Genomic DNA, 18,393 nt, shown 5'->3' on the forward strand with positions numbered 1-18,393 from the left:
TTCGTCATCACCACCGTCTGCTGGACAGGTCCGCTACCGGCGGCGGGGGTGGTCATCGTAGTCACACCAGATGTGTAGTCGACGACCCGGCCGTCGGGGTAGATCCTGGCGTTTCGCGACCCTCGGATCCCGCGGTCCCAGTCCTTCGCAGTGCGTGGGTGCACCCCGACCGCCACCGCTGCCTCACCCCGTGTGGCACCGGTCCTGCGCAGTCGAAGGAACTCCTCGTGTCCGGGATGGCGCAGTCGTATGCTCCTGAGCCCGGCCTCGCGTGCCCACTGGGCGCAGGTGTGTGCGTTGAATCCGAGCGATCGGGCGGCAGCAGTCACGCTGCCCACCCGGTCGAACTCGCGGAAGAACCGGTCCCGATCCTCTCGCGTGTACTTCTGCAGTCCTGACGTCTTGCCCCTCGAACGCGGCACGGTCGTTGCAACTCCCCGAAACTCAGGGTGTTGCAACGACCGTTAGAACCCAAGGAGGGTGGGGGCGTTGCCGTGTCAGGACTGGTGATCTCGACCTCGACACTGCCGAGCATCCATCTGTCGGTAGTTCGAAATGGCAGCACTGTTCCCATCGATGTTGCCCACAATGTTGACTCAGGGCGCAAAAGAATAGCGGCAGGCCATCCGACCTGCCGCGATTTCGGTGGAGCTAAGGGGACTCGAACCCCTTTGCTGATCCCGGTTTTTTGCTGCCTGACCTGCAATTCAGCTCGATTCAGCAGATGTTGACGCCGAATCGCGACCTGCAAGTTTCCGTTCACGTGTTGACGGCGTCAACAGCGGTAGCGGCCAGTGGGCGCCGGGTTCTCCAGTGGAGCTCCACCCACGTCACTGGTTCCCAGCGCACCAAGTCGACAGCCGCACGTACCCGCGGGCCGTAGCCTTCGGCACGGATCTGGGCGAATTGCTATTTCGTGCAGGTTCGTCCCGTAACGTCCTCACCCGCACAGGGCAACTGTTCGGTTTCACCCTTGTCCTCCATGTACCCGTGGAGAGGGCCGCGCCCACCGGGCCCGCTCCCCAATGAAAGGAGTTCCGAGCACGATGAGGCACACTACCGTTGTTCCGCCAAGTTGCGGGGATGATCTGGGCTCGAGGCCCACGACCCGACGACGCACAGCCGGGTTGGTCGCAGCCCTGTCGGCGGGACTGATGCTCACGGGCACCCCCGCCGCACACGCCAACACCGTCACCGCCACCATCGTCGTCGGCGGCAATCCGGACGAAGTAGCGATCACCCCCGACGGCAATTACGCCTACGTCACCAATCTGGAGAGCGACACGGTGTCGGTGATCGACACCGCCACCAACACGGTGATCAACACGGTCGAGGTCGGGGACGAGCCGTTTGGGGTGGCGGTGAACCCGCTCGGGACTCGCGCGTATGTCACCAACAGGAACAGCGAATCAGTGTCGGTGATCGACACCGCTACCCGCGCTGTCACCGGCACCATAGACGTCCCCGCGGGGCCGAACGGGGTGGCGTTCACCCCCGACGGCACCCGTGCCTACGTCACCAGCCTCGGCGACGAATCGGTGTCAGTGATCGAGACTGCCGGCAACACAGTCGTCGACACCGTCACCGTGGGCAATGGTCCATGGGGGGTGGCGATCACCCCCGACGGCACCCGCGCCTACGTCACCAACCGCGGGGACAACACGGTCTCGGTGATCGACACCAACACCCTCGCCGTCACCGACACCATCGACGTCGGCGACGAGCCGTACGCGGTAGCGATCACCCCCGACGGCAACAAGGCCTACGTCACCAACAGCGACGACAACACGGTCTCGGTGATCGACACCAACACCCTCGCCGTCACCAACCTCGGCGTCGGCGACAGGCCGGCTGGCGTGGCGATAACCCCCGACGGCGACTTGGTCTACGTCACCAACGACAACAGCGACACGGTGTGGGCGATCGACACCGCCACCAACACGGTGGTCGACACGTTCGAGGTCGGGGACGAGCCGATGGCTTTGGCGTTCACCCCCGACGGCACTCGTGCCTACGTCATCAACGAGGGCGCCAACACAGTGTCGGTTATCGCGACCGACCGCGCACCCACCCTGACCGGGGCACCGCCTGCCGGTGTAGTCGGGCAGTTCTACCATCACACCTTCACGCTGGCCGGGCCTCCGACCCCGACTGCAACCGTCACCGACGGCACCCTGCCCGACGGACTCGTTCTCACTCCTGACGGTGTCCTACTCGGCGTCCCTGGCGCTGCCGGGCAGTTCACCTTCACCGTCACCGCCACGAACGGTGTGGGCGAGGATGCCATCATGCCGGTCGTCCTCGACATCACCGACACACCGGCTACCGGGTCCTTGGGATCGCTCGGGTCCTGGGGATCGTAGGTCCTGAGACGACGAAACGCCCCCACCCGAGGGTGGGGGCGTTGCCGTGTCAGGACTGGTGATCTCGACCTCGACACTGCCGAGCATCCATCTGTCGGTAGTTCGAAATGGCAGCACTGTACCCGCCGATGTTGCCCGGAATGTCGACGTAGGGAGCAAAAGTAGCGGCAGGCCCTCTGGCCTGCCGCTACTTGGGTGGAGCTAAGGGGACTCGAACCCCTGACCCCCACACTGCCAGTGTGGTGCGCTACCAGCTGCGCCATAGCCCCGTATTCAGTTCTCTCGCACTCGCAAAATCACTTCCTGCGTGCTCGAAGAAAGTTACACCATGGCCGACCAGGCCAACAAATCGACTGGTCAGAGGCGTGACGCCCGTGCGTGGTCGATGAGTGCAGTAACCGCCCACTCCACGCACGGGCCACCGACCTTCTACAGCTGCGCAACCCAGTCAGGGTTGGAGAGCGCGTCGATCACGGTGCCGTCCTTGACCACCGCCGGCGTCCCCTGTGCACCGCTCGCGGCGAGCGCCTGGCGACCCGCCTCCGCGTCGATCGCGGCCTGCTCGACATTCGCGCCCGTGCTGATGCACTGCACGGCGGCGTCGGACGCGCCGGCTTCGCGGGCCATCTGCGCGAGGTCCTCGTTCGTGTGGTCGGAGCTTCCGTTCTCCTGCGGCTGATTCGCAGGAGAGAACAGTGCGGAATGGAACGCCGAGTACGCGATTGCGTCACCCGTGTCGGCGACGCACTGCGATGCCGCGACGGCGCGGGTGGAGTAGTCGCCGCTGGCCGAGAGTTGGTTGAGGAAGTTCAGGATGTGGTAGCGGACCGCGACTTTGCCGTCGTCGATGGCCTGCGCCAGTTCTTGGCCGTTCCGGTTCTCCAATTCACCGCAGTACGGGCACATCGGATCTTCGAACAGGTCGATGCTGACAGCCGCGTCGGGGCGTCCGAGCAGGACGACTCCGTTGTCCTGCTTCGCCACCTGGACCTCGGAGTTCTGAACGCCGCCGTAGCCGTCGTTGCGCGGCTGGCTGCGACTGCTCTGCCAGAACACACCACCGATGACGAGTACCGCGATGATCGCCACCGCGAGTCCACCGAGGATGTAGGTGGACCGACTGGACTCCGGTTGCGGATTGTATTTGTTCTTAGAGCTCACGTAGATGCAGTCCTTCGATGTCGGATCGATTTGCCGTTTACCTACTCTGCCATCACCCGCGCAGGCCCCATTGAGAGATTGGCCCGAGACCCGAGCCCTAACGCGAACGGGGAACGTGGGAACACGGTCAGCCAGACGGCCAGCGCAAGGAAGCCGACGTCACGCAGGATCTCCTCAGCATAGTCCCAGGCGTCCACGTCGGCTGCGCCACCGCCGCCGAAGCATCCGCAGTCGATCGATAGTCCGCGCGCCCACACCGAGATGATCACACCGATCAGGACGAGCAGGAGCACGGCAGACGCCGATGCCGTGGCACGGACCGCGAGCCCGATCAGCAGCAACAACCCCAGTGCGATCTCGAAAAACGGCAGCGTGTTTGCGACCGGCCGGACGAGATCCTCAGGCAACAGTTGGTAGGCGCGGACCGCGACAGCGGTCTGGGTGGGGTCGGCGACTTTGAGTGCACCGGACACGAGCCAGACGGCGGCTAGGGACAGCCGTGCGACGAGGGATGCGATAGGAATCCACACCCGAACGAGCGTACAGAGGTCTCGAGTCAGCGTTACTCGGCAGTCACTTTCGACACCGGCTTGTTCGGCACCAGCAGCCATCCCACAACCGCGAGGAGCATCACCCCGCCGGTCACTGCGAATGCGGCCGCATACGACAGGTGCTCGGCAAGCAGACCCGCTCCGACCGGACCGACGACGCCGCCGACGTCGGACGCCATCTGGAACGTTGCGAGCACCGGACCGCCGCGCGACTTCGAGCCCACCACATCGGCGACCGCGGCCTGTTGGGCGGGGCTCATCATGCCGGAACCTACGCCCGCGACGCCCGACAGCACCAGGAACACCAGGAAACTTTCGCTGAGGCCCATGGCCATGGTGCTGGCACCACACACCAGCAGTCCGAGAACGACGAACCGCTTCCGCCCGTAGGTGTCCGACAACCGCCCCGACACGATGAGGACGAGCGCATTGCCCACCGCGAACACGGTGAGGGCGATTCCTGCCAGTCCCACTTCACGGTGCAGCGCCTCCACCACGAACAACGGGACCATCGCGACGCGCACCCCGAAGATCACTCCACCGAACGCGAAGTTCGATCCCAATGCCGCTCGGTAGGTCGGATTCCCGAGCGCTTCCCTCAGCGACATGGCGGCACCGGCGGTGGCCCCGGGAGTCGCCAGGTGGGAGCCACGCAGGCTCACGAAGACCACTGCGGCGGCAATAACGAGGGCGACGGCGTAGATGATGAACGGAACGCGAAGGCCGAACTCGACGAGCAACGCGCCGACGAGTGGTCCGCTGATCGAGCCCATCAGGAAGCTCGTCGCATACATCCCAGACACCCGGCCACGCTTGTCCGGGGGTGCGATTCGAATGACGAGACCCATCGCGGACACAGTGAACATCGTCGAGCCGATGCCGCCGATAGCCCGGAAGATCAGTAACTGCCAGTAGTCCCCCGCCACAGCGCACGCCGCTGTCGAGGCAGCGACGATGAGGAGACCGGTGATATACACCGGGCGCTCCCCCAGCTTCTGCACCAGCCTGCCGCTGACGGGGGCGAACGCCAGACGCATGAACGCGAACGACGAGATCACGACAGTGGCCGCAGTGATGCTGACGTCGAAGCTGAGAGCGAACTGAGGCAGCGCGGGTGCGACGATCCCGAACCCGAGTGCGATGACGAAACTGGCAGACACCAGCACCCAGATTTCCGGGGGGATCCGCGGGTCCTGCTCGGCAGGCAGCTTGGCTGCACGTCTAATCATGATTGAACCTGATATTAGATGCCTCCGACGTCAGCAGCCCCGCCGCCTGTGGTGGCACTCGCCACTGCGCGGATGTGGGGACCTCACGCGAGGACGTCGGCCACCAGTTCTCTGGCTGCTGCCTGCACCTGCGCGAGATGACCGGGGCCCTGGAAAGATTCGGCGTAGATCTTGTAGACGTCCTCGGTACCCGAGGGACGCGCCGCGAACCACGACGTGGCTGTGGTGACCTTCAGTCCGCCGAGCGCGGCTCCGTTGCCCGGTGCGCTCGTCAACGTGGCCGTGATCGGCTCGCCCGCAAGTTCTGTGGCGGAAACCTGTTCAGGAGAGAGCTTCCCCAGCACCGCTTTCTGCTCCCGGGTGGCGGGGGCATCAATGCGAGCGTATGCGGGGCTGCCGAACCGTTCAGCCAGTTCCGCGTAACGAACCGATGGTGTCTTGCCGGTCACCGCCGTCATCTCAGAGGCGAGCAGGGCCATGATGATTCCGTCCTTGTCCGTGGTCCACACGCCACCGTCGTGCCGTAGGAAGGACGCGCCTGCACTCTCCTCACCACCGAACCCGAGGGAGCCCTCGAGCATGCCCGGGACGAACCACTTGAATCCCACCGGCACCTCGAGGAGTTCGCGGCCGAGGCCGTCGACCACGCGGTCGATCATCGACGAACTGACGAGCGTCTTGCCTACCTTGACCGCCGAACCCCATCTGTTGCGGTGCGAGAACAGGTAGTCGATGGCCACCGCGAGGTAGTGATTGGGGTTCATCAGTCCCGCGTCGGGGGTCACGACCCCGTGCCGGTCGGCGTCTGCGTCATTGCCCGTCGAGATGTCGAATCGATCGCGGGCTCCGATCAGCGAGGCCATGGCATCGGGTGACGAGCAGTCCATGCGGATCTTGCCGTCGGTGTCCAGGGTCATGAACCGCCAAGTGGGGTCCACGAGAGGGTTGACGACCTCGAGATCGAGACCGTGGGTGTCAGCGATCGCGCCCCAGTAGTCGACGCTCGCACCTCCCATAGGGTCGGCGCCGATTCGCACACGGGCACTCCGAATGGCGTCGAGATCGAGGACGCTGGGCAAATCGTCGACGTAGAAGCGGAGGAAGTCGTACCGCTCGGCCTCGTGCAGTGCCCGTTCCGCGGAGATTCGGCGCACGCCGGCGAGATCGCGGCGCAGCAACTGGTTCGCACGGTCGGCGATGATCGTCGTCTCCTCGGAACCGGCCGGGCCCCCGTGTGGCGGGTTGTACTTGAATCCGCCGTCGCGGGGCGGATTGTGCGACGGCGTCACCACGATGCCGTCGGCCTTCGACTCAGGACCGCTGCTGTTGTAGCGCAGGATCGCGTGACTGACCGCGGGCGTCGGGGTGAACCGGTCTCGGGAATCGATCAGCACCGTCACCTCGTTGGCGGCCAGCACCTCGAGAGCGGACGTCCACGCCGGTTCCGACAGTGCGTGGGTGTCGCGTCCGAGGAAAAGCGGCCCATCGATGCCCTGGGACGCCCGGTATTCGACGATGGCCTGCGTGGTGGCCAGGATGTGTGCCTCGTTGAACGCGCAATCCAGGCTCGAGCCACGATGACCGGAGGTCCCGAACACCACCTGCTGCGCCAGGTTCTCGGGGTCGGGTACGCGGCTGTAATAAGCGGTCACCAGATGTGCGGTGTCTATCAGATCCTCCGGCAGTGCCACCTGCCCCGCCCTGTCGTGCGCCACGAGACCTCCTGCAAATCGACGGGAACCGAATTCGGCTATCACCCATCCTGCACCCTGGCGGTGGAGTCCGCGCGATATGGCAGCGGCGGACTCTGCGCGATATGGCAGCGGTGGACTCCGCGCGATATGGCAGCGGCGGGCTCCGCCCTTCCGTTCCGCTGTGGGGCCAGCGCTCACGAGGTCAATCGGAACCCCAGCCAGGCGGCGCTCAAGCCGAAGACGACGCTCGCGACAATGTACACAAGGGAGACGAGCGCACGTCGGATACGCACGAGCCCAACCGATTCCACGGCAAAGGTGGAGTACGTGGTGAGCCCGCCGCAGAAGCCTGTGCCGAACAGGGCGAAGGCGTAGGCGGGCATCGACAACCCCGACAACAGTCCCAGACTCAGACATCCGAGGACATTTACGACAAAGGTGGCCATCGGAAAGCTGCGATAAGAGTGGACGTACCGGCCTGACAGATACCGCATCACGGCACCGAGGCCGCCGCCGAGTGCAACGAGCAGAACACTCACGCGGCCGCCTTTCGAGCCAACCTGTGCCGATGTCCGGCGAGCATGCCCATGCGCGCGGCCAGCAGTGCGGGGATCAGGGTGGCTGCTACATAGACCGCGGCGGTCCCCGCATCTTCCCCGACGGCATCGAGGGCGAAGGTCGAGAACGTGGTGAATCCACCGAGCACGCCGATTCCGAGAAACAGTCGCCACAGCCGATCAGGTCCAACCATCTCGGCCAGGTATCCGAGCAGCAGCGAACCTGCGACGTTGATGACGAGAACGGTCCAGATTCCCGGCCACTGTTCGGCCAGAGCGAATCTCACGGCAGCCCCGAGCGCACCTCCTACGGCGACCACCGCCACGGGTTTCGTCTCGACCACCAGCATTCCCCTTCGAGTTTTCGTCGCGATCCGCACGCTGTTCGTGACACATCGTGACACGCGCGCACAAAAAAAGTCCGGACCGGACACCTGCTAGATGTCCGGCCCGGACTTCAGTGGAGCTGCCGGGAATTGAACCCGGGTCCTCCGCAGCAAAGCTAGGGCTTCTCCGTGTGCAGTTTGCTATGCCTCTACTTGGATCTCCCGGTCTCGCAAACAAGCCAAGATGACGATCCCAGTCGCTGTTGGTTGTCCCGCTCGGCTCCGCGACCGAATCGAACGGTAAGGCCCTCTAGCTGATGCCAGTACCCGGACCGAGGGCGAACCCGGACTGACAGACACGCAGTGGCTACTTAGGCAGCGAGTGCGTAGTCGCGCTGATTGGAATCGGCGCTTATATGTTTGCAGCGACGCTTACGGTGGTCTCCTGCCTGCACCGACACGCTTCCCCTACCTCAACGTACGCAGTCGAAACCGTTCAGCCCCGTACGCGCCCCACGAAGCTCGCGGGGCTATTTAGTGTAACGCGAACCCGGCAAGAATTCATCCCGATTTGTGTGGCCGCGTGTGGCGGGTGTGGTTTCAGCTGGCCACGGCGATCATGCCCACCGAGGCGAGGGCGAGGAGCATGCCCGCCTGCTGCACCCTGCTCACCCGTTCACCGAGCATCACCATCGCAAGCAGCACCGTCGCGGCGGGGTAGAGCGCCCCGATCACGCTGACGAGTGACAGCAGTCCGCCCTGGAATGCGTAGAGCATGGCGGCGTTGGCGAGTACGTCGAGGAAACTCACGTACACGGCGAGCCGCAGTGGTTCGCCGTGCGGCGGGACGAAGTGCCCGGATGAAAACGCCACAAGCCACACGACCGCGGTCGCCGATGCACGCGATATAGCGAGGGGCCACAGCCCGCCCTCCTCGCCGATCTCGTGCAGTGCGACGAATGCGAGGGCGAACGCGACGCCGGATCCGACGGTCAGCAGGGCGACCGTTCGAGTGAACCTCAGCACCCTGCCGCCGGCGACCTCTCCGGCTGTCTCGTCGGGTGATTCACGACTCACGAGAACAACGGCGGCGAGTGCCACCACAATACCGACGAACGCGATCAACCCGGGCCGTTCCCCGAGCGCCAACCCGATGAGCACAGGAATCCCCGCCACGAGGACGGCCGTGAGGGGCGAGACGACGGACATCGGTCCAGATGCCAACGCAAGGTAGAACCACCAGACCGCCACGCCCCCCGCGATTCCCGACGCGGCACCCCAGAGGAGAGAGGAGGGTGTCAACGTCCCTCCGACGAAGGGGGCGATGGCGAAAACGATCAGCAGCGACAGTGGATACGACACGATGACGACACGCAGAGCAGCAACTCGGCGGGATGCGACACCGCCGACGAAGTCGCTCACTCCGTAGCCGATCGCAGCCACCAGGGCGAGCAGGATGGATATCAGCGCATGCCTTTGATCCGGCGTCCGAGTTCGCGTGTCACCTCGCGCTCGGCGGTCCGCCGGGCCAGATCCTGACGTTTGTCATAGTCCTGCTTGCCCTTCGCGAGAGCGAGCTCTACCTTGACCTTGCCGTCGGAGAAGTACATCGACAGCGGCACGAGAGTCTGGTTGCCCTCGCGCGTCTTACCGACGAGATGCTCGATCTCGCTCTTGTGTAACAGTAACTTCCGCGTGCGGCGCGGCGAGTGGTTGGTCCAGGTGCCCTGCGTGTATTCGGGGATATGCAGTGAGCGTAGCCAGACCTCGCCGTCGTCGACGGTGGCGAACGCGTCGACCAGAGACGCCTTACCCTCACGCAAACTCTTCACCTCGGTACCCACCAGGGCAATGCCCGCCTCGTAGACGTCGAGGATGGTGTAGTTGTGACGCGCCTTGCGATTGGTTGCAATGACCTTGCGGCCCTTTTCCTTCACGTGCCGGGCCTTTCAGTCCGCGATGTTCGAGATGAACAGTTCGTACCCTCCAGCATAGGAGAGCGGGCAAACTAAATTACTCGCGCACATACAAGCGCAGGGTCACGTATGCGGTCACCGCCGCCATCCCGACACCCGCCAGCAACAAGACGGGCGAGATGAACAGCACATCGCTGTTGGAAATCCGGGCGAGAATGTTGGCTGAATACAAGTCCGAGAGCACGCCGTCGACGAATACGTTCTTCGCGGTGAACAACCCGGCGATCGCGAGTACGGCACCCACAAACGCCGCGATCACAGCCTCGAGCAGGAACGGCAACTGCGTGTACCACCGGGTGGCACCCACCAATCTCATGATGCCGACCTCGGTACGACGGGTGTAGGCGGCGATCTGAACCATGTTCGCGATCAAAAGGATTGCCGCCAGGGCCTGGACGATCGCGATCGCGAACGCGCCGTTGCGCACACCGCCCAGGACGCTGAATAGTCGCTCCACCAGTTCACGCTGATTGAGGACGCTCTCGACTCCCGGCCGTGTGGCGAACTCGTCGTTGATCACCCCGAAGCGCTCGGGATCACTGAGTTTGATCTTGAACGACGCCGGGAAGCTGTCGGGGCTGACCAGTGCCGCGAGTTCCGGCTGATCCTTGAACACCCGCTCTGTCGCGTCCTTTACCGCATCATCCCGGTTGAGGTACTCCACCGACACCACCGACGGCGTCTCTACCAGATCGTTTCGCAGCGAGCTACAGATCTCTCCCTGACACCCTGGATCGGACGTCGAGATGTCGTCGGTGAGGAAGATCTGCACCTCGACACGGTCCAGGAAAATCTGCTGCGTCTTTCCCGCCATCTGTACCACCAGCAACCCACTACCGAATAGGGCGAGGGAGATCGCGGTGGTGAGAATCATCGCAATGGTCATCGTGACGTTGCGGCGGAGTCCGGTGAAGACCTCGCTGGCTATGAAACTGGCGCGCATCGGGGAATCAGAATCCTTCGTCGGAGGCTTGCGGACAGTGCTGAAGATTCGGAAAGCAGGCGGACAACTAGCGCCCTACGCCGTACACGCCCCGAGCCTCGTCACGCACCACTCTGCCGAGGTCCAATTCCACCACGCGACGGCGCATCGAGTCGACGATGTGATGATCGTGTGTCGCCATCACCACCGTGGTTCCGGTGCGGTTGATCCGCTCGAGTAACAACATGATGTCCTGGCTCGTCTCCGGGTCGAGGTTGCCGGTGGGCTCGTCGCACAGCAACACCAGCGGCCGGTTCACGAATGCCCGCGCGATGGCGACTCGCTGCTGCTCCCCTCCTGAAAGTTCGGTGGGCATTCGGTCCGCCTTACCCGACAGCCCGACCATCTCGAGGACCTCGGGAACCGTTCGCCCGATCATGCTGCGCGGCTTGCCGATCACTTCGAGCGCGAAGGCCACGTTCTCTGACACGGTCTTCTTCTGAAGCAGCCGGAAGTCTTGGAACACGCAGCCCATGCTTTGCCGTAGCTTCGGTACGCGCCGGGAGGAAAGCTTGTTGACGTGGAAGCCTGCGATGTGAATGTCGCCGGACGTCAGTGACTCTTCCTTGAGGAGCAGGCGCATGAAGGTCGACTTTCCCGAGCCCGACGGGCCGATGAGGAAGACGAATTCGCCCTTGTCCACCTCGACGCTCACCTTGTCCAAGGCCGGCCTCGTGGAGGTCTTGTACGACTTCGACACATTCTCGACGCTGATCACGGAGAGCCAGTCTAGACGCACGTCAAACGGCGAACGGTGTGGAACGTCACGCAAACATCATGGGCCGCTCTCCGGCGGCGTCTCGGCTGTCGCCCGGGCCGGAAGACGAGGTTGGCAGGTCTGAAGAGGTCAGTGGCGGCGCCGGTACTAGGACGTCTGGTTCTCGCGCATCCGCCACCGGATGCCGGATTCGAGGAACCCGTCGATATCACCGTCGAGGACCGCCGAAGGGTTGTTGACCTCGTACTCGGTGCGCAGATCCTTCACCATCTGATACGGGTGCAACACGTAGGACCGCATCTGGTTACCCCAGGAACTGCCGCTGTCGCCCTTGAGCGCATCCATCTCGGCGCGTTCTTCCTTGCGTTTGACCTCGAGCAGCTTGGCCTGCAGAACGCGCATCGCAGACACCTTGTTCTGCAGCTGAGACTTCTCGTTCTGGCAGGTCACAACTATGCCGGTCGGTATGTGCGTCAGACGGACCGCGGAGTCGGTGGTGTTCACGGACTGACCACCGGGGCCCGATGACCGGTACACGTCGACGCGGACGTCGTTCTCGTTGACGTCGATGTGGTCCGTGGTCTCGACCACGGGCAGCACCTCGACCTCGGCGAACGACGTCTGGCGGCGGCCCTGGTTGTCGAACGGGCTGATGCGGACCAGCCGGTGCGTGCCCATCTCGACCGACAGTGTTCCGTAGCTGTATGGGGACTTGACCGCGAACGTCGCACTCTTGATACCGGCTTCCTCCGCGTAGGACGTGTCATAGACCTCGACGCCGTAACCGTGCTTCTCTGCCCACCGGATGTACATGCGCATCAGCATCTCGGCCCAGTCTGCGGCGTCCACACCTCCCGCACCCGAACGGATGTTCACCAGCGCGTCACGCTCGTCGTACTCACCCGAGAGCATCGTCTTGACTTCCATCGCGGCGATGTCTTCCCGAAGGCTGCGCCGCTCTGCATCGGCGTCCGCGATGGCATCGGCGCCCTCGTCCTCCGCGAGTTCGTAGAGCACCGGCATGTCGTCGAGCCGTGAGCGCAGTTCCTCGACCCGGCGCAACTCGGTCTGCGAATGCGAGAGCTGACTGGTGACCTGTTGCGCGTGTTCCTGGTCGTTCCACAGCTCGGGATCGGCAGCCTGGTGTTCGAGTTCGTTGATACGGTGGCGCAACTGCTCCACGTCCACCACCGATTCGACGGTCCGAAGGGTGGTGTCGAGGTCGCCTAAATCTGCGGATACGTCGGGATGCACGGTTCCCAAGGTTACCGGGTGCCTACCCAGCCCGATCACCTGCTCCCGACCGGGTCACCCCTTCCTGCCACCAGGCCGTGCCAACATGGCAAGTGAGAAGAGCACACCTCTTTCCAGGCATTGGGCGCCAATGCTTGCGCCGCCACCCCGGACGGAGTCGACGATGACCGTGACCGATCAGTATCTGAAGAACAACGAGGCCTACGCGGCTGATTTCGCCGGACCACTCCCACTTCCGCCGAGCAAGCACGTCGCCATCGTCGCCTGCATGGACGCGCGACTCGACGTGTATCGGATTCTCGGCATCGAATTGGGCGAGGCCCACGTCATCCGGAACGCCGGCGGCGTGGTGACGCATGATGAGATCCGGTCGCTCGCGATCAGTCAGCGACTGCTCGGGACCACCGAGATCATCCTGATCCATCACACGGACTGCGGGATGCTCACGTTTACCGACGACGACTTCAAGCGTTCCATCCAGGACGACGTCGGAATCAAGCCTGCTTGGTCGGCGGAAGCGTTCTCAGATATCGCCGAGGACGTCCGGCAGTCGCTTCGTCGCATCGAGTCCAGCCCCTTCATCACTGCGTCAACCTCCCTCCGCGGATTCATCTTCGACGTCGCTACCGGAAAGCTCGACGAGGTCGAGATCAACTGAGCTCGCCGCGACGCCCTACGGGTAAGCCGCGCCTGTGCGAGTAATCTGTGCGAACGTGACCGACCTCCACGCCGACCTGCAACTTGCCCTCCAAATCGTGGACGAGGCGGACGCGATCACCCTGGCCCGATTCGGAGCGCTCGATCTGTCGGTCGACAACAAGCCCGACCTCACGCCGGTGACCGATGCCGATCTCGCCGTGGAGCGCGCGGCCCGGGTGACTCTGGGGTCCGAGCGGCCCGCGGACGCGGTCCTGGGCGAGGAGTTCGGCGGCGACCAACTGATCTCCGGGCGCCAGTGGGTGATCGACCCGATCGACGGCACCAAGAACTTCGTCCGGGGCGTCCCCGTTTGGGCCACCCTGATCGCGTTGCTCGAGGACGGCGTTCCCACCGTCGGCGTGGTGAGCGCCCCGGCGCTCGCCCGCCGCTGGTGGGCCGCCTCCGGCACCGGCGCCTGGAGCACCTTCGACGGATCCGAACCCGGCCGCATCGCCGTCTCTGCCGTAGACCGGCTGGATTCGGCCAGCCTGACGTTCTCGAGCCTGTCGGGATGGAAGGAACGAGGAATCCGCGAGCAGTTCATTTCCTTCACCGACGATGTCTGGCGGGTCCGAGGATTCGGAGACTTCTTCTCCTACTGTCTGCTCGCCGAGGGTGCCGTCGACATCGCTGCCGAACCCGAGGTGTCGCTGTGGGATCTCGCGCCTCTCGACCTGCTGGTTCGCGAGGCCGGCGGACGGTTCACGAATCTCGAGGGCACTGACGGACCCCACGGTGGCAGCTCGCTGGCCACCAATGGCCTGCTCCACGATGAGGCGCTGGCGCGGCTTCGCTCGAACTGACACCCACCGGCCCTGCCACGCCCTGTGGCCCCCGGCATCGTCGAACTCGGCGGGATGGTGCGCTCGACAATAGAGCGGTAACAGGTGCGGCGGGCCTGGCTGCTACCCGAACGTACTCAGCGGTAGACACTCACCTTACTGCTAAGTAAGGTAGATCGAGTACACGCCCGAACACGGAGAAACCACTGGTGATCATGAGCAAACAAGACACTGTTGCCTCCAATGACAGCGCGAACCGCAAGCCCCGCGACACGTCCGCCATCGGTCTGAACCCCGTCAAGCGCGACGCGATGGGTGCCGCACTGCGAGTGCTGACCAAGATCACCGGTTCCGACCTGGCCGAGAAGTACAACCTGCGTCAGACGATCGACCGGGTGATGTACGAGGGAACCAAGACCGGATTCAAGACGCTCGGCGCTGCGACCCGCGGCTTCAAGATGGTGGCTGGTGGTGGCGCACCGAAACGCCTCCCCCACAATCCGACGGTAAAAACGGGCTACTTCGATCTCACCCCAAGTGACGACCAGCAGATGATCGTCGAGACGGTGCGCGAGTTCGCCGCCGAGATTCTGCGGCCTGCCGGCCACGACGCGGACGCTGCCGCCGCAGCACCCGCAGACCTCGCCAAACGCGCCGCCGAACTCGGCATCACGGTCATCAACGTTCCCGAGGAACTCGACGGTGCTGCCAGTGAGCGCGGAGCCGTCACCAACTCCCTTGTCGCCGAGGCGCTCGCACACGGCGACATGGGGCTCGCGTTGCCGATCCTCGCGCCGAGCGGCGTCGCGGTCGCGCTCACCCAGTGGGGCACCGACTCCCAGCAGAAGACCTACCTCCCAGCCTTCGCCGGCGAGCAGGTGCCGAACGCAGCCGTAGTCGTCAACGAGCCCCGCGCACTGTTCGACCCGTTCGCGTTGCAAACCAAGGCTGTTCGCTCCCCCAGCGGCTACAAGCTCAACGGCGTCAAGAGCCTCGTTCCCGCGGCCGCCTCCTCAGAGTTGTTCATCGTCGCGGCCGAACTGGAGGGCAAGCCCTCCTTCTTCATCGTCGAGTCCGACTCCAAGGGACTCGTCGTCGAGGCCGACCCGAGCATGGGCCTGCGCGCTGCCGGACTGGGCCGCCTCAACTTCACCGACGTCGCGGTGCCCGAGTCGGCACTGCTCGGCGACGGCGATGCCGATATCCGGAAGGGCGAGTACGCCGACGCCATCCGGCTCGCCCGTCTCGGCTGGGCTTCGCTCGCGGTGGGTACCGGTCAGGCCGTTCTGGATTACGTGATTCCGTACGTGAACGAGCGCGTCGCGTTCGGTGAGCCGATCAGCAACCGCCAAGCGGTCGCCTTCATGGTCGCGAACATCGGCATCGAACTCGACGGACTCCGCCTGGTGACGTTGCGCGGAGCCTCGCGTGCCGAACAGGGGCTCTCCTTCGCCCGCGAATCGGCTCTCGCCCGAAAGTTGGCGTCCGAGAAGGGCATGCAAATCGGTCTCGACGGCGTCCAGCTGCTCGGTGGTCACGGTTACACCAAGGAACATCCCGTCGAGCGCTGGTACCGCGACCTTCGCGCCATCGGCGTTGCCGAGGGCATCGTCCTGATCTGATCGGCCGGATTCGAACTAAGGAAGCTGTCATGATCAACCTCGAACTTCCCAAAAAGCTCAAAGCCTCCGCGAACCAGGCCCACCAGGTCGCGGCAGAAATCTTCCGGCCGATCTCCCGCAAATACGACCTCGCGGAGCACGCCTATCCTAAGGAACTCGACACCATGGCCGCCATGGTGGAGGGACTGAACGATTCAGGAAAGCGCGCGGCCGGAGCCGCGCTCGGACGCGGTGACGAACCGAAGGTCATCGGAAACGTCAATGGCGGCAACATGTCCTCGCTGATGAACGTCATCGAGACCTGCTGGGGCGACGTTGGCCTTACGCTGTCTATCCCCTACCAGGGCCTCGGTAACTCCGCGATCGCGGCAGTCGCCACCGACGAACAACTCGAGAACTTCGGCAAGGTGTGGGCGTCGATGGCCATCACCGAACCCGGCTTCGGTTCCGACTCCGCGGCCGTCACCACGACCGCGATGCTCGACGGTGACGAATACGTACTCAACGGAGAAAAGATCTTCGTCACGGCCGGCGAGCGTTCCACCCACATCGTCGTGTGGGCGACGGTCGACAAGACCAAGGGTCGTGCCGCGATCAAGTCCTTCGTGGTTCCCCGCGACGCCCCCGGGCTGAGCGTTGCGCGTCTCGAGCACAAGCTGGGCATCAAGTCGTCCGACACCGCCGTGCTGCTGTTGCAGGACTGCCGGATATCCCGGGACAACCTGCTCGGCACACCCGAGGTGAACGTCGAGAAGGGCTTTGCCGGCGTCATGCAGACGTTCGACAACACCCGCCCCATCGTCGCAGGCATGGCCGTCGGCCTCGGTCGCGCTGCACTCGAGGAACTCCGAACCATCCTCACCGAGGCCGGTGTCGAGATCTCCTACGACACCCCCGCGTACAACCAGCACGCCGCGGCGGCGGAGTTCTTGCAGCTCGAGGCCGACTGGGAAGCCAGCTACCTGCTCTCCCTGCGCGCAACCTGGATGGCGGACAATAAGAAGCCCAATTCGCTCGAAGCCTCCATGTCCAAGGCCAAGGCTGGTCGTACCGGCACCGCCATCTCGCTGAAGGCGGTCGAGCTCGCCGGCACCTTGGGATACTCCGAGCGTCCACTGCTCGAGAAGTGGGCGCGCGACTCGAAGATCCTCGACATCTTCGAGGGCACGCAGCAGATCCAGCAGCTGATCGTGGCCCGCCGCCTGCTCGGGAAGTCGTCGGCCGAACTCAAATAATCTGCGCTCGAACAGCGTTCATTCCTGAGTCCGTCCCCGTCGATTTCAGTTCGGCGGGGCGGCGTCGTCTGAATCGGTCTCGAGTCAGTGCGGGGCACCCTCTACACGACCTGATCGCCAGTCGAAGTCGCCCTCGCCGAACGAACTCGTGGATGTCGCTCTCACAGATCCTCCGGTCATCTACGCCGACCCTGACGTACGCCGCTCCGGAAGGGTCCTACATGTCGGCTCAGCACTTCCTCACCAAGATCACGGACACCGTGGGAGCCATACGGGTGATGAACCGCGCGGGCCTCCTTCCTTTTCCCCGCATCGACCAGGGCATACGAACCATCTCGGCCATCGGCAAATTCGGCCCCTTCGCGGGACCGGTGCACGCCAACGCCGAGGCCGGCCTGGACGCGGTGGCCCTGATCGACGAGCGCGGTTCGCTCACCTATGGAGACATCGAGGAACAGTCCAACGCTCTGGTACGAGCGTGGCAGGCCGACGGACTCACAGCCGGCTCCGTCATGGGATGCATGTGCCGCAATCACCGCGGCCTCGTGCTCACCATGCTCGCCGCCGCCAAGAACGGCACCACGCTGGTGCTGATGAACACTGGTTTCGCCTCGGTCCAACTGGTCGACGTTGCTGCCCGCGAGCAGGTTCAAGCGTTCGTATACGACGACGAGTTCCACGCCGTCACCCAGGCTCTCCCCGACGAGATGACCAAGTACCGTTCGTGGGCCGAAGTCGACTCGGCGTCCCAGGTACGAACCCTGGACGACGTGATCGAGGGACGCGACCGCGGGGCGGTGCCCGAACCATCCACGCACGGGGGCTTCGTCCTCCTGACCAGCGGTACCACCGGCACTCCGAAGGGGGCTCCCCGCGGCCACACATCGCCGCTCGCATCCGCACAGTTCCTCGACCGAGTTCCGCTGCGGCGCGGGCAGACGATGATGATGGCCGCCCCCGCCTTCCACGCGACCGGAGTCTCGCAGTTCGCCCTCGCGCTGGCACTGGGTCAGACCGTGGTGATGCTGCGCAAGTTCGATCCGGAGCACACGATCCGGCTGATCGAAGAGCATCGATGTAAGAGTGCGTCTGAAAACTCCGGTATGAGTCATGCTGTGCGGGCGAGTCGACGTGACATGGTGGCGATCATGACGATGTAAATCATCGCTTCGTGATGATCGCGGCGGGTTTCGTAATCACGGACGCAGCGGCGGTGTTTGCTGATCCAGGCGAAGGTTCGCTCG

16 protein-coding genes, 1 tRNA gene, 1 other RNA gene and 2 pseudogenes are annotated in these 18,393 nt (G+C 64.2%); 6 read left to right on the forward strand and 14 right to left on the reverse strand.

Features of this window, described 5'->3' with window-relative positions:
- Nucleotides 1-422: pseudogene (locus RM2_RS21225) on the reverse strand (hypothetical protein); the annotation flags it as partial.
- A gap of 624 nt (nucleotides 423-1,046) precedes the next feature.
- Between RM2_RS21225 and RM2_RS21230 the strand changes: the two are divergent.
- Nucleotides 1,047-2,363 carry a YVTN family beta-propeller repeat protein gene (locus tag RM2_RS21230; RefSeq protein WP_218017255.1) on the forward strand — a complete coding sequence of 439 codons (1,317 nt, stop codon included), beginning with the start codon at nucleotides 1,047-1,049 and terminating at the stop codon, nucleotides 2,361-2,363.
- Between the two features lie 196 nt (nucleotides 2,364-2,559).
- Here RM2_RS21230 and RM2_RS21235 read toward each other — a convergent pair.
- The 13 genes from RM2_RS21235 to prfB all read right to left on the reverse strand — a co-directional run bounded on the left by RM2_RS21235 (nucleotide 2,560) and on the right by prfB (nucleotide 12,811).
- Nucleotides 2,560-2,632: transfer RNA gene (locus RM2_RS21235), tRNA-Ala, on the reverse strand.
- Nucleotides 2,633-2,792: 160 nt separating this feature from the next.
- Nucleotides 2,793-3,524 carry a DsbA family protein gene (locus RM2_RS21240; protein WP_072691493.1) on the reverse strand — a complete coding sequence of 244 codons (732 nt, stop codon included), beginning with the start codon at nucleotides 3,522-3,524 and terminating at the stop codon, nucleotides 2,793-2,795.
- 41 nt (nucleotides 3,525-3,565) lie between these two features.
- On the reverse strand, nucleotides 3,566-4,054 hold the full coding sequence (locus RM2_RS21245; RefSeq protein ID WP_072691494.1) for a MauE/DoxX family redox-associated membrane protein: 489 nt from the start codon (nucleotides 4,052-4,054) through the stop codon (nucleotides 3,566-3,568).
- A 32-nt stretch (nucleotides 4,055-4,086) separates the two neighbouring features.
- A complete protein-coding gene (locus RM2_RS21250; RefSeq protein WP_072691495.1) occupies nucleotides 4,087-5,304 on the reverse strand; it encodes an MFS transporter in 1,218 nt (405 codons plus the stop codon).
- Between the two features lie 83 nt (nucleotides 5,305-5,387).
- Nucleotides 5,388-7,019: a phosphoglucomutase (alpha-D-glucose-1,6-bisphosphate-dependent) gene (gene pgm / locus RM2_RS21255; protein ID WP_072691496.1), complete on the reverse strand. Its 1,632-nt coding sequence runs from the start codon at nucleotides 7,017-7,019 to the stop codon at nucleotides 5,388-5,390.
- A 173-nt stretch (nucleotides 7,020-7,192) separates the two neighbouring features.
- On the reverse strand, nucleotides 7,193-7,537 hold the full coding sequence (gene crcB, locus RM2_RS21260; RefSeq protein ID WP_072691497.1) for a fluoride efflux transporter CrcB: 345 nt from the start codon (nucleotides 7,535-7,537) through the stop codon (nucleotides 7,193-7,195).
- Nucleotides 7,534-7,899, reverse strand: a complete 366-nt coding sequence (locus RM2_RS21265; protein ID WP_139277871.1) for a fluoride efflux transporter FluC — start codon at nucleotides 7,897-7,899, stop codon at nucleotides 7,534-7,536. Before RM2_RS21265 ends, crcB begins: the two co-directional genes overlap by 4 nt.
- Before the next feature lie 114 nt (nucleotides 7,900-8,013).
- Nucleotides 8,014-8,385: a transfer-messenger RNA gene (gene ssrA / locus RM2_RS21270) on the reverse strand.
- 96 nt (nucleotides 8,386-8,481) lie between these two features.
- Nucleotides 8,482-9,348, reverse strand: coding sequence for a DMT family transporter (locus tag RM2_RS21275; protein WP_507762069.1), 867 nt, complete (start codon nucleotides 9,346-9,348; stop codon nucleotides 8,482-8,484).
- The gene (gene smpB, locus RM2_RS21280) at nucleotides 9,345-9,818 is read right to left on the reverse strand and encodes an SsrA-binding protein SmpB (RefSeq protein ID WP_072691500.1); all 474 of its coding nucleotides are present in this window, start codon (nucleotides 9,816-9,818) and stop codon (nucleotides 9,345-9,347) included. The genes RM2_RS21275 and smpB overlap by 4 nt, the downstream gene beginning before the upstream one ends.
- Nucleotides 9,819-9,894: 76 nt before the next feature.
- The gene (ftsX, locus tag RM2_RS21285) at nucleotides 9,895-10,800 is read right to left on the reverse strand and encodes a permease-like cell division protein FtsX (protein WP_072691501.1); all 906 of its coding nucleotides are present in this window, start codon (nucleotides 10,798-10,800) and stop codon (nucleotides 9,895-9,897) included.
- A gap of 67 nt (nucleotides 10,801-10,867) precedes the next feature.
- Complete coding sequence (ftsE, locus tag RM2_RS21290) at nucleotides 10,868-11,557, reverse strand: cell division ATP-binding protein FtsE (RefSeq protein ID WP_072691502.1); 690 nt, start codon at nucleotides 11,555-11,557, stop codon at nucleotides 10,868-10,870.
- 147 nt (nucleotides 11,558-11,704) lie between these two features.
- Nucleotides 11,705-12,811, reverse strand: coding sequence for a peptide chain release factor 2 (gene prfB, locus RM2_RS21295; protein ID WP_072691507.1), 1,107 nt, complete (start codon nucleotides 12,809-12,811; stop codon nucleotides 11,705-11,707).
- A 163-nt stretch (nucleotides 12,812-12,974) separates the two neighbouring features.
- On the opposite strand from prfB, the gene RM2_RS21300 reads away from it, so the two are divergent.
- The 5 genes and pseudogenes from RM2_RS21300 to RM2_RS21320 all read left to right on the forward strand — a co-directional run.
- Nucleotides 12,975-13,469 carry a beta-class carbonic anhydrase gene (locus RM2_RS21300; protein WP_072691503.1) on the forward strand — a complete coding sequence of 165 codons (495 nt, stop codon included), beginning with the start codon at nucleotides 12,975-12,977 and terminating at the stop codon, nucleotides 13,467-13,469.
- A gap of 55 nt (nucleotides 13,470-13,524) precedes the next feature.
- Complete coding sequence (gene hisN, locus RM2_RS21305) at nucleotides 13,525-14,313, forward strand: histidinol-phosphatase (protein WP_072691508.1); 789 nt, start codon at nucleotides 13,525-13,527, stop codon at nucleotides 14,311-14,313.
- Between the two features lie 188 nt (nucleotides 14,314-14,501).
- Nucleotides 14,502-15,914: an acyl-CoA dehydrogenase family protein gene (locus tag RM2_RS21310; RefSeq protein WP_072691504.1), complete on the forward strand. Its 1,413-nt coding sequence runs from the start codon at nucleotides 14,502-14,504 to the stop codon at nucleotides 15,912-15,914.
- A gap of 29 nt (nucleotides 15,915-15,943) precedes the next feature.
- Nucleotides 15,944-17,149: an acyl-CoA dehydrogenase family protein gene (locus tag RM2_RS21315; protein ID WP_072691505.1), complete on the forward strand. Its 1,206-nt coding sequence runs from the start codon at nucleotides 15,944-15,946 to the stop codon at nucleotides 17,147-17,149.
- A gap of 221 nt (nucleotides 17,150-17,370) precedes the next feature.
- Nucleotides 17,371-18,228, forward strand: a pseudogene (locus RM2_RS21320) (AMP-binding protein); the annotation flags it as partial.
- Nucleotides 18,229-18,393 lie beyond the last annotated feature (165 nt).

This window comes from Rhodococcus marinonascens NBRC 14363 (assembly GCF_001894885.1).
Classification (GTDB): domain Bacteria; phylum Actinomycetota; class Actinomycetes; order Mycobacteriales; family Mycobacteriaceae; genus Rhodococcus_F; species Rhodococcus_F marinonascens.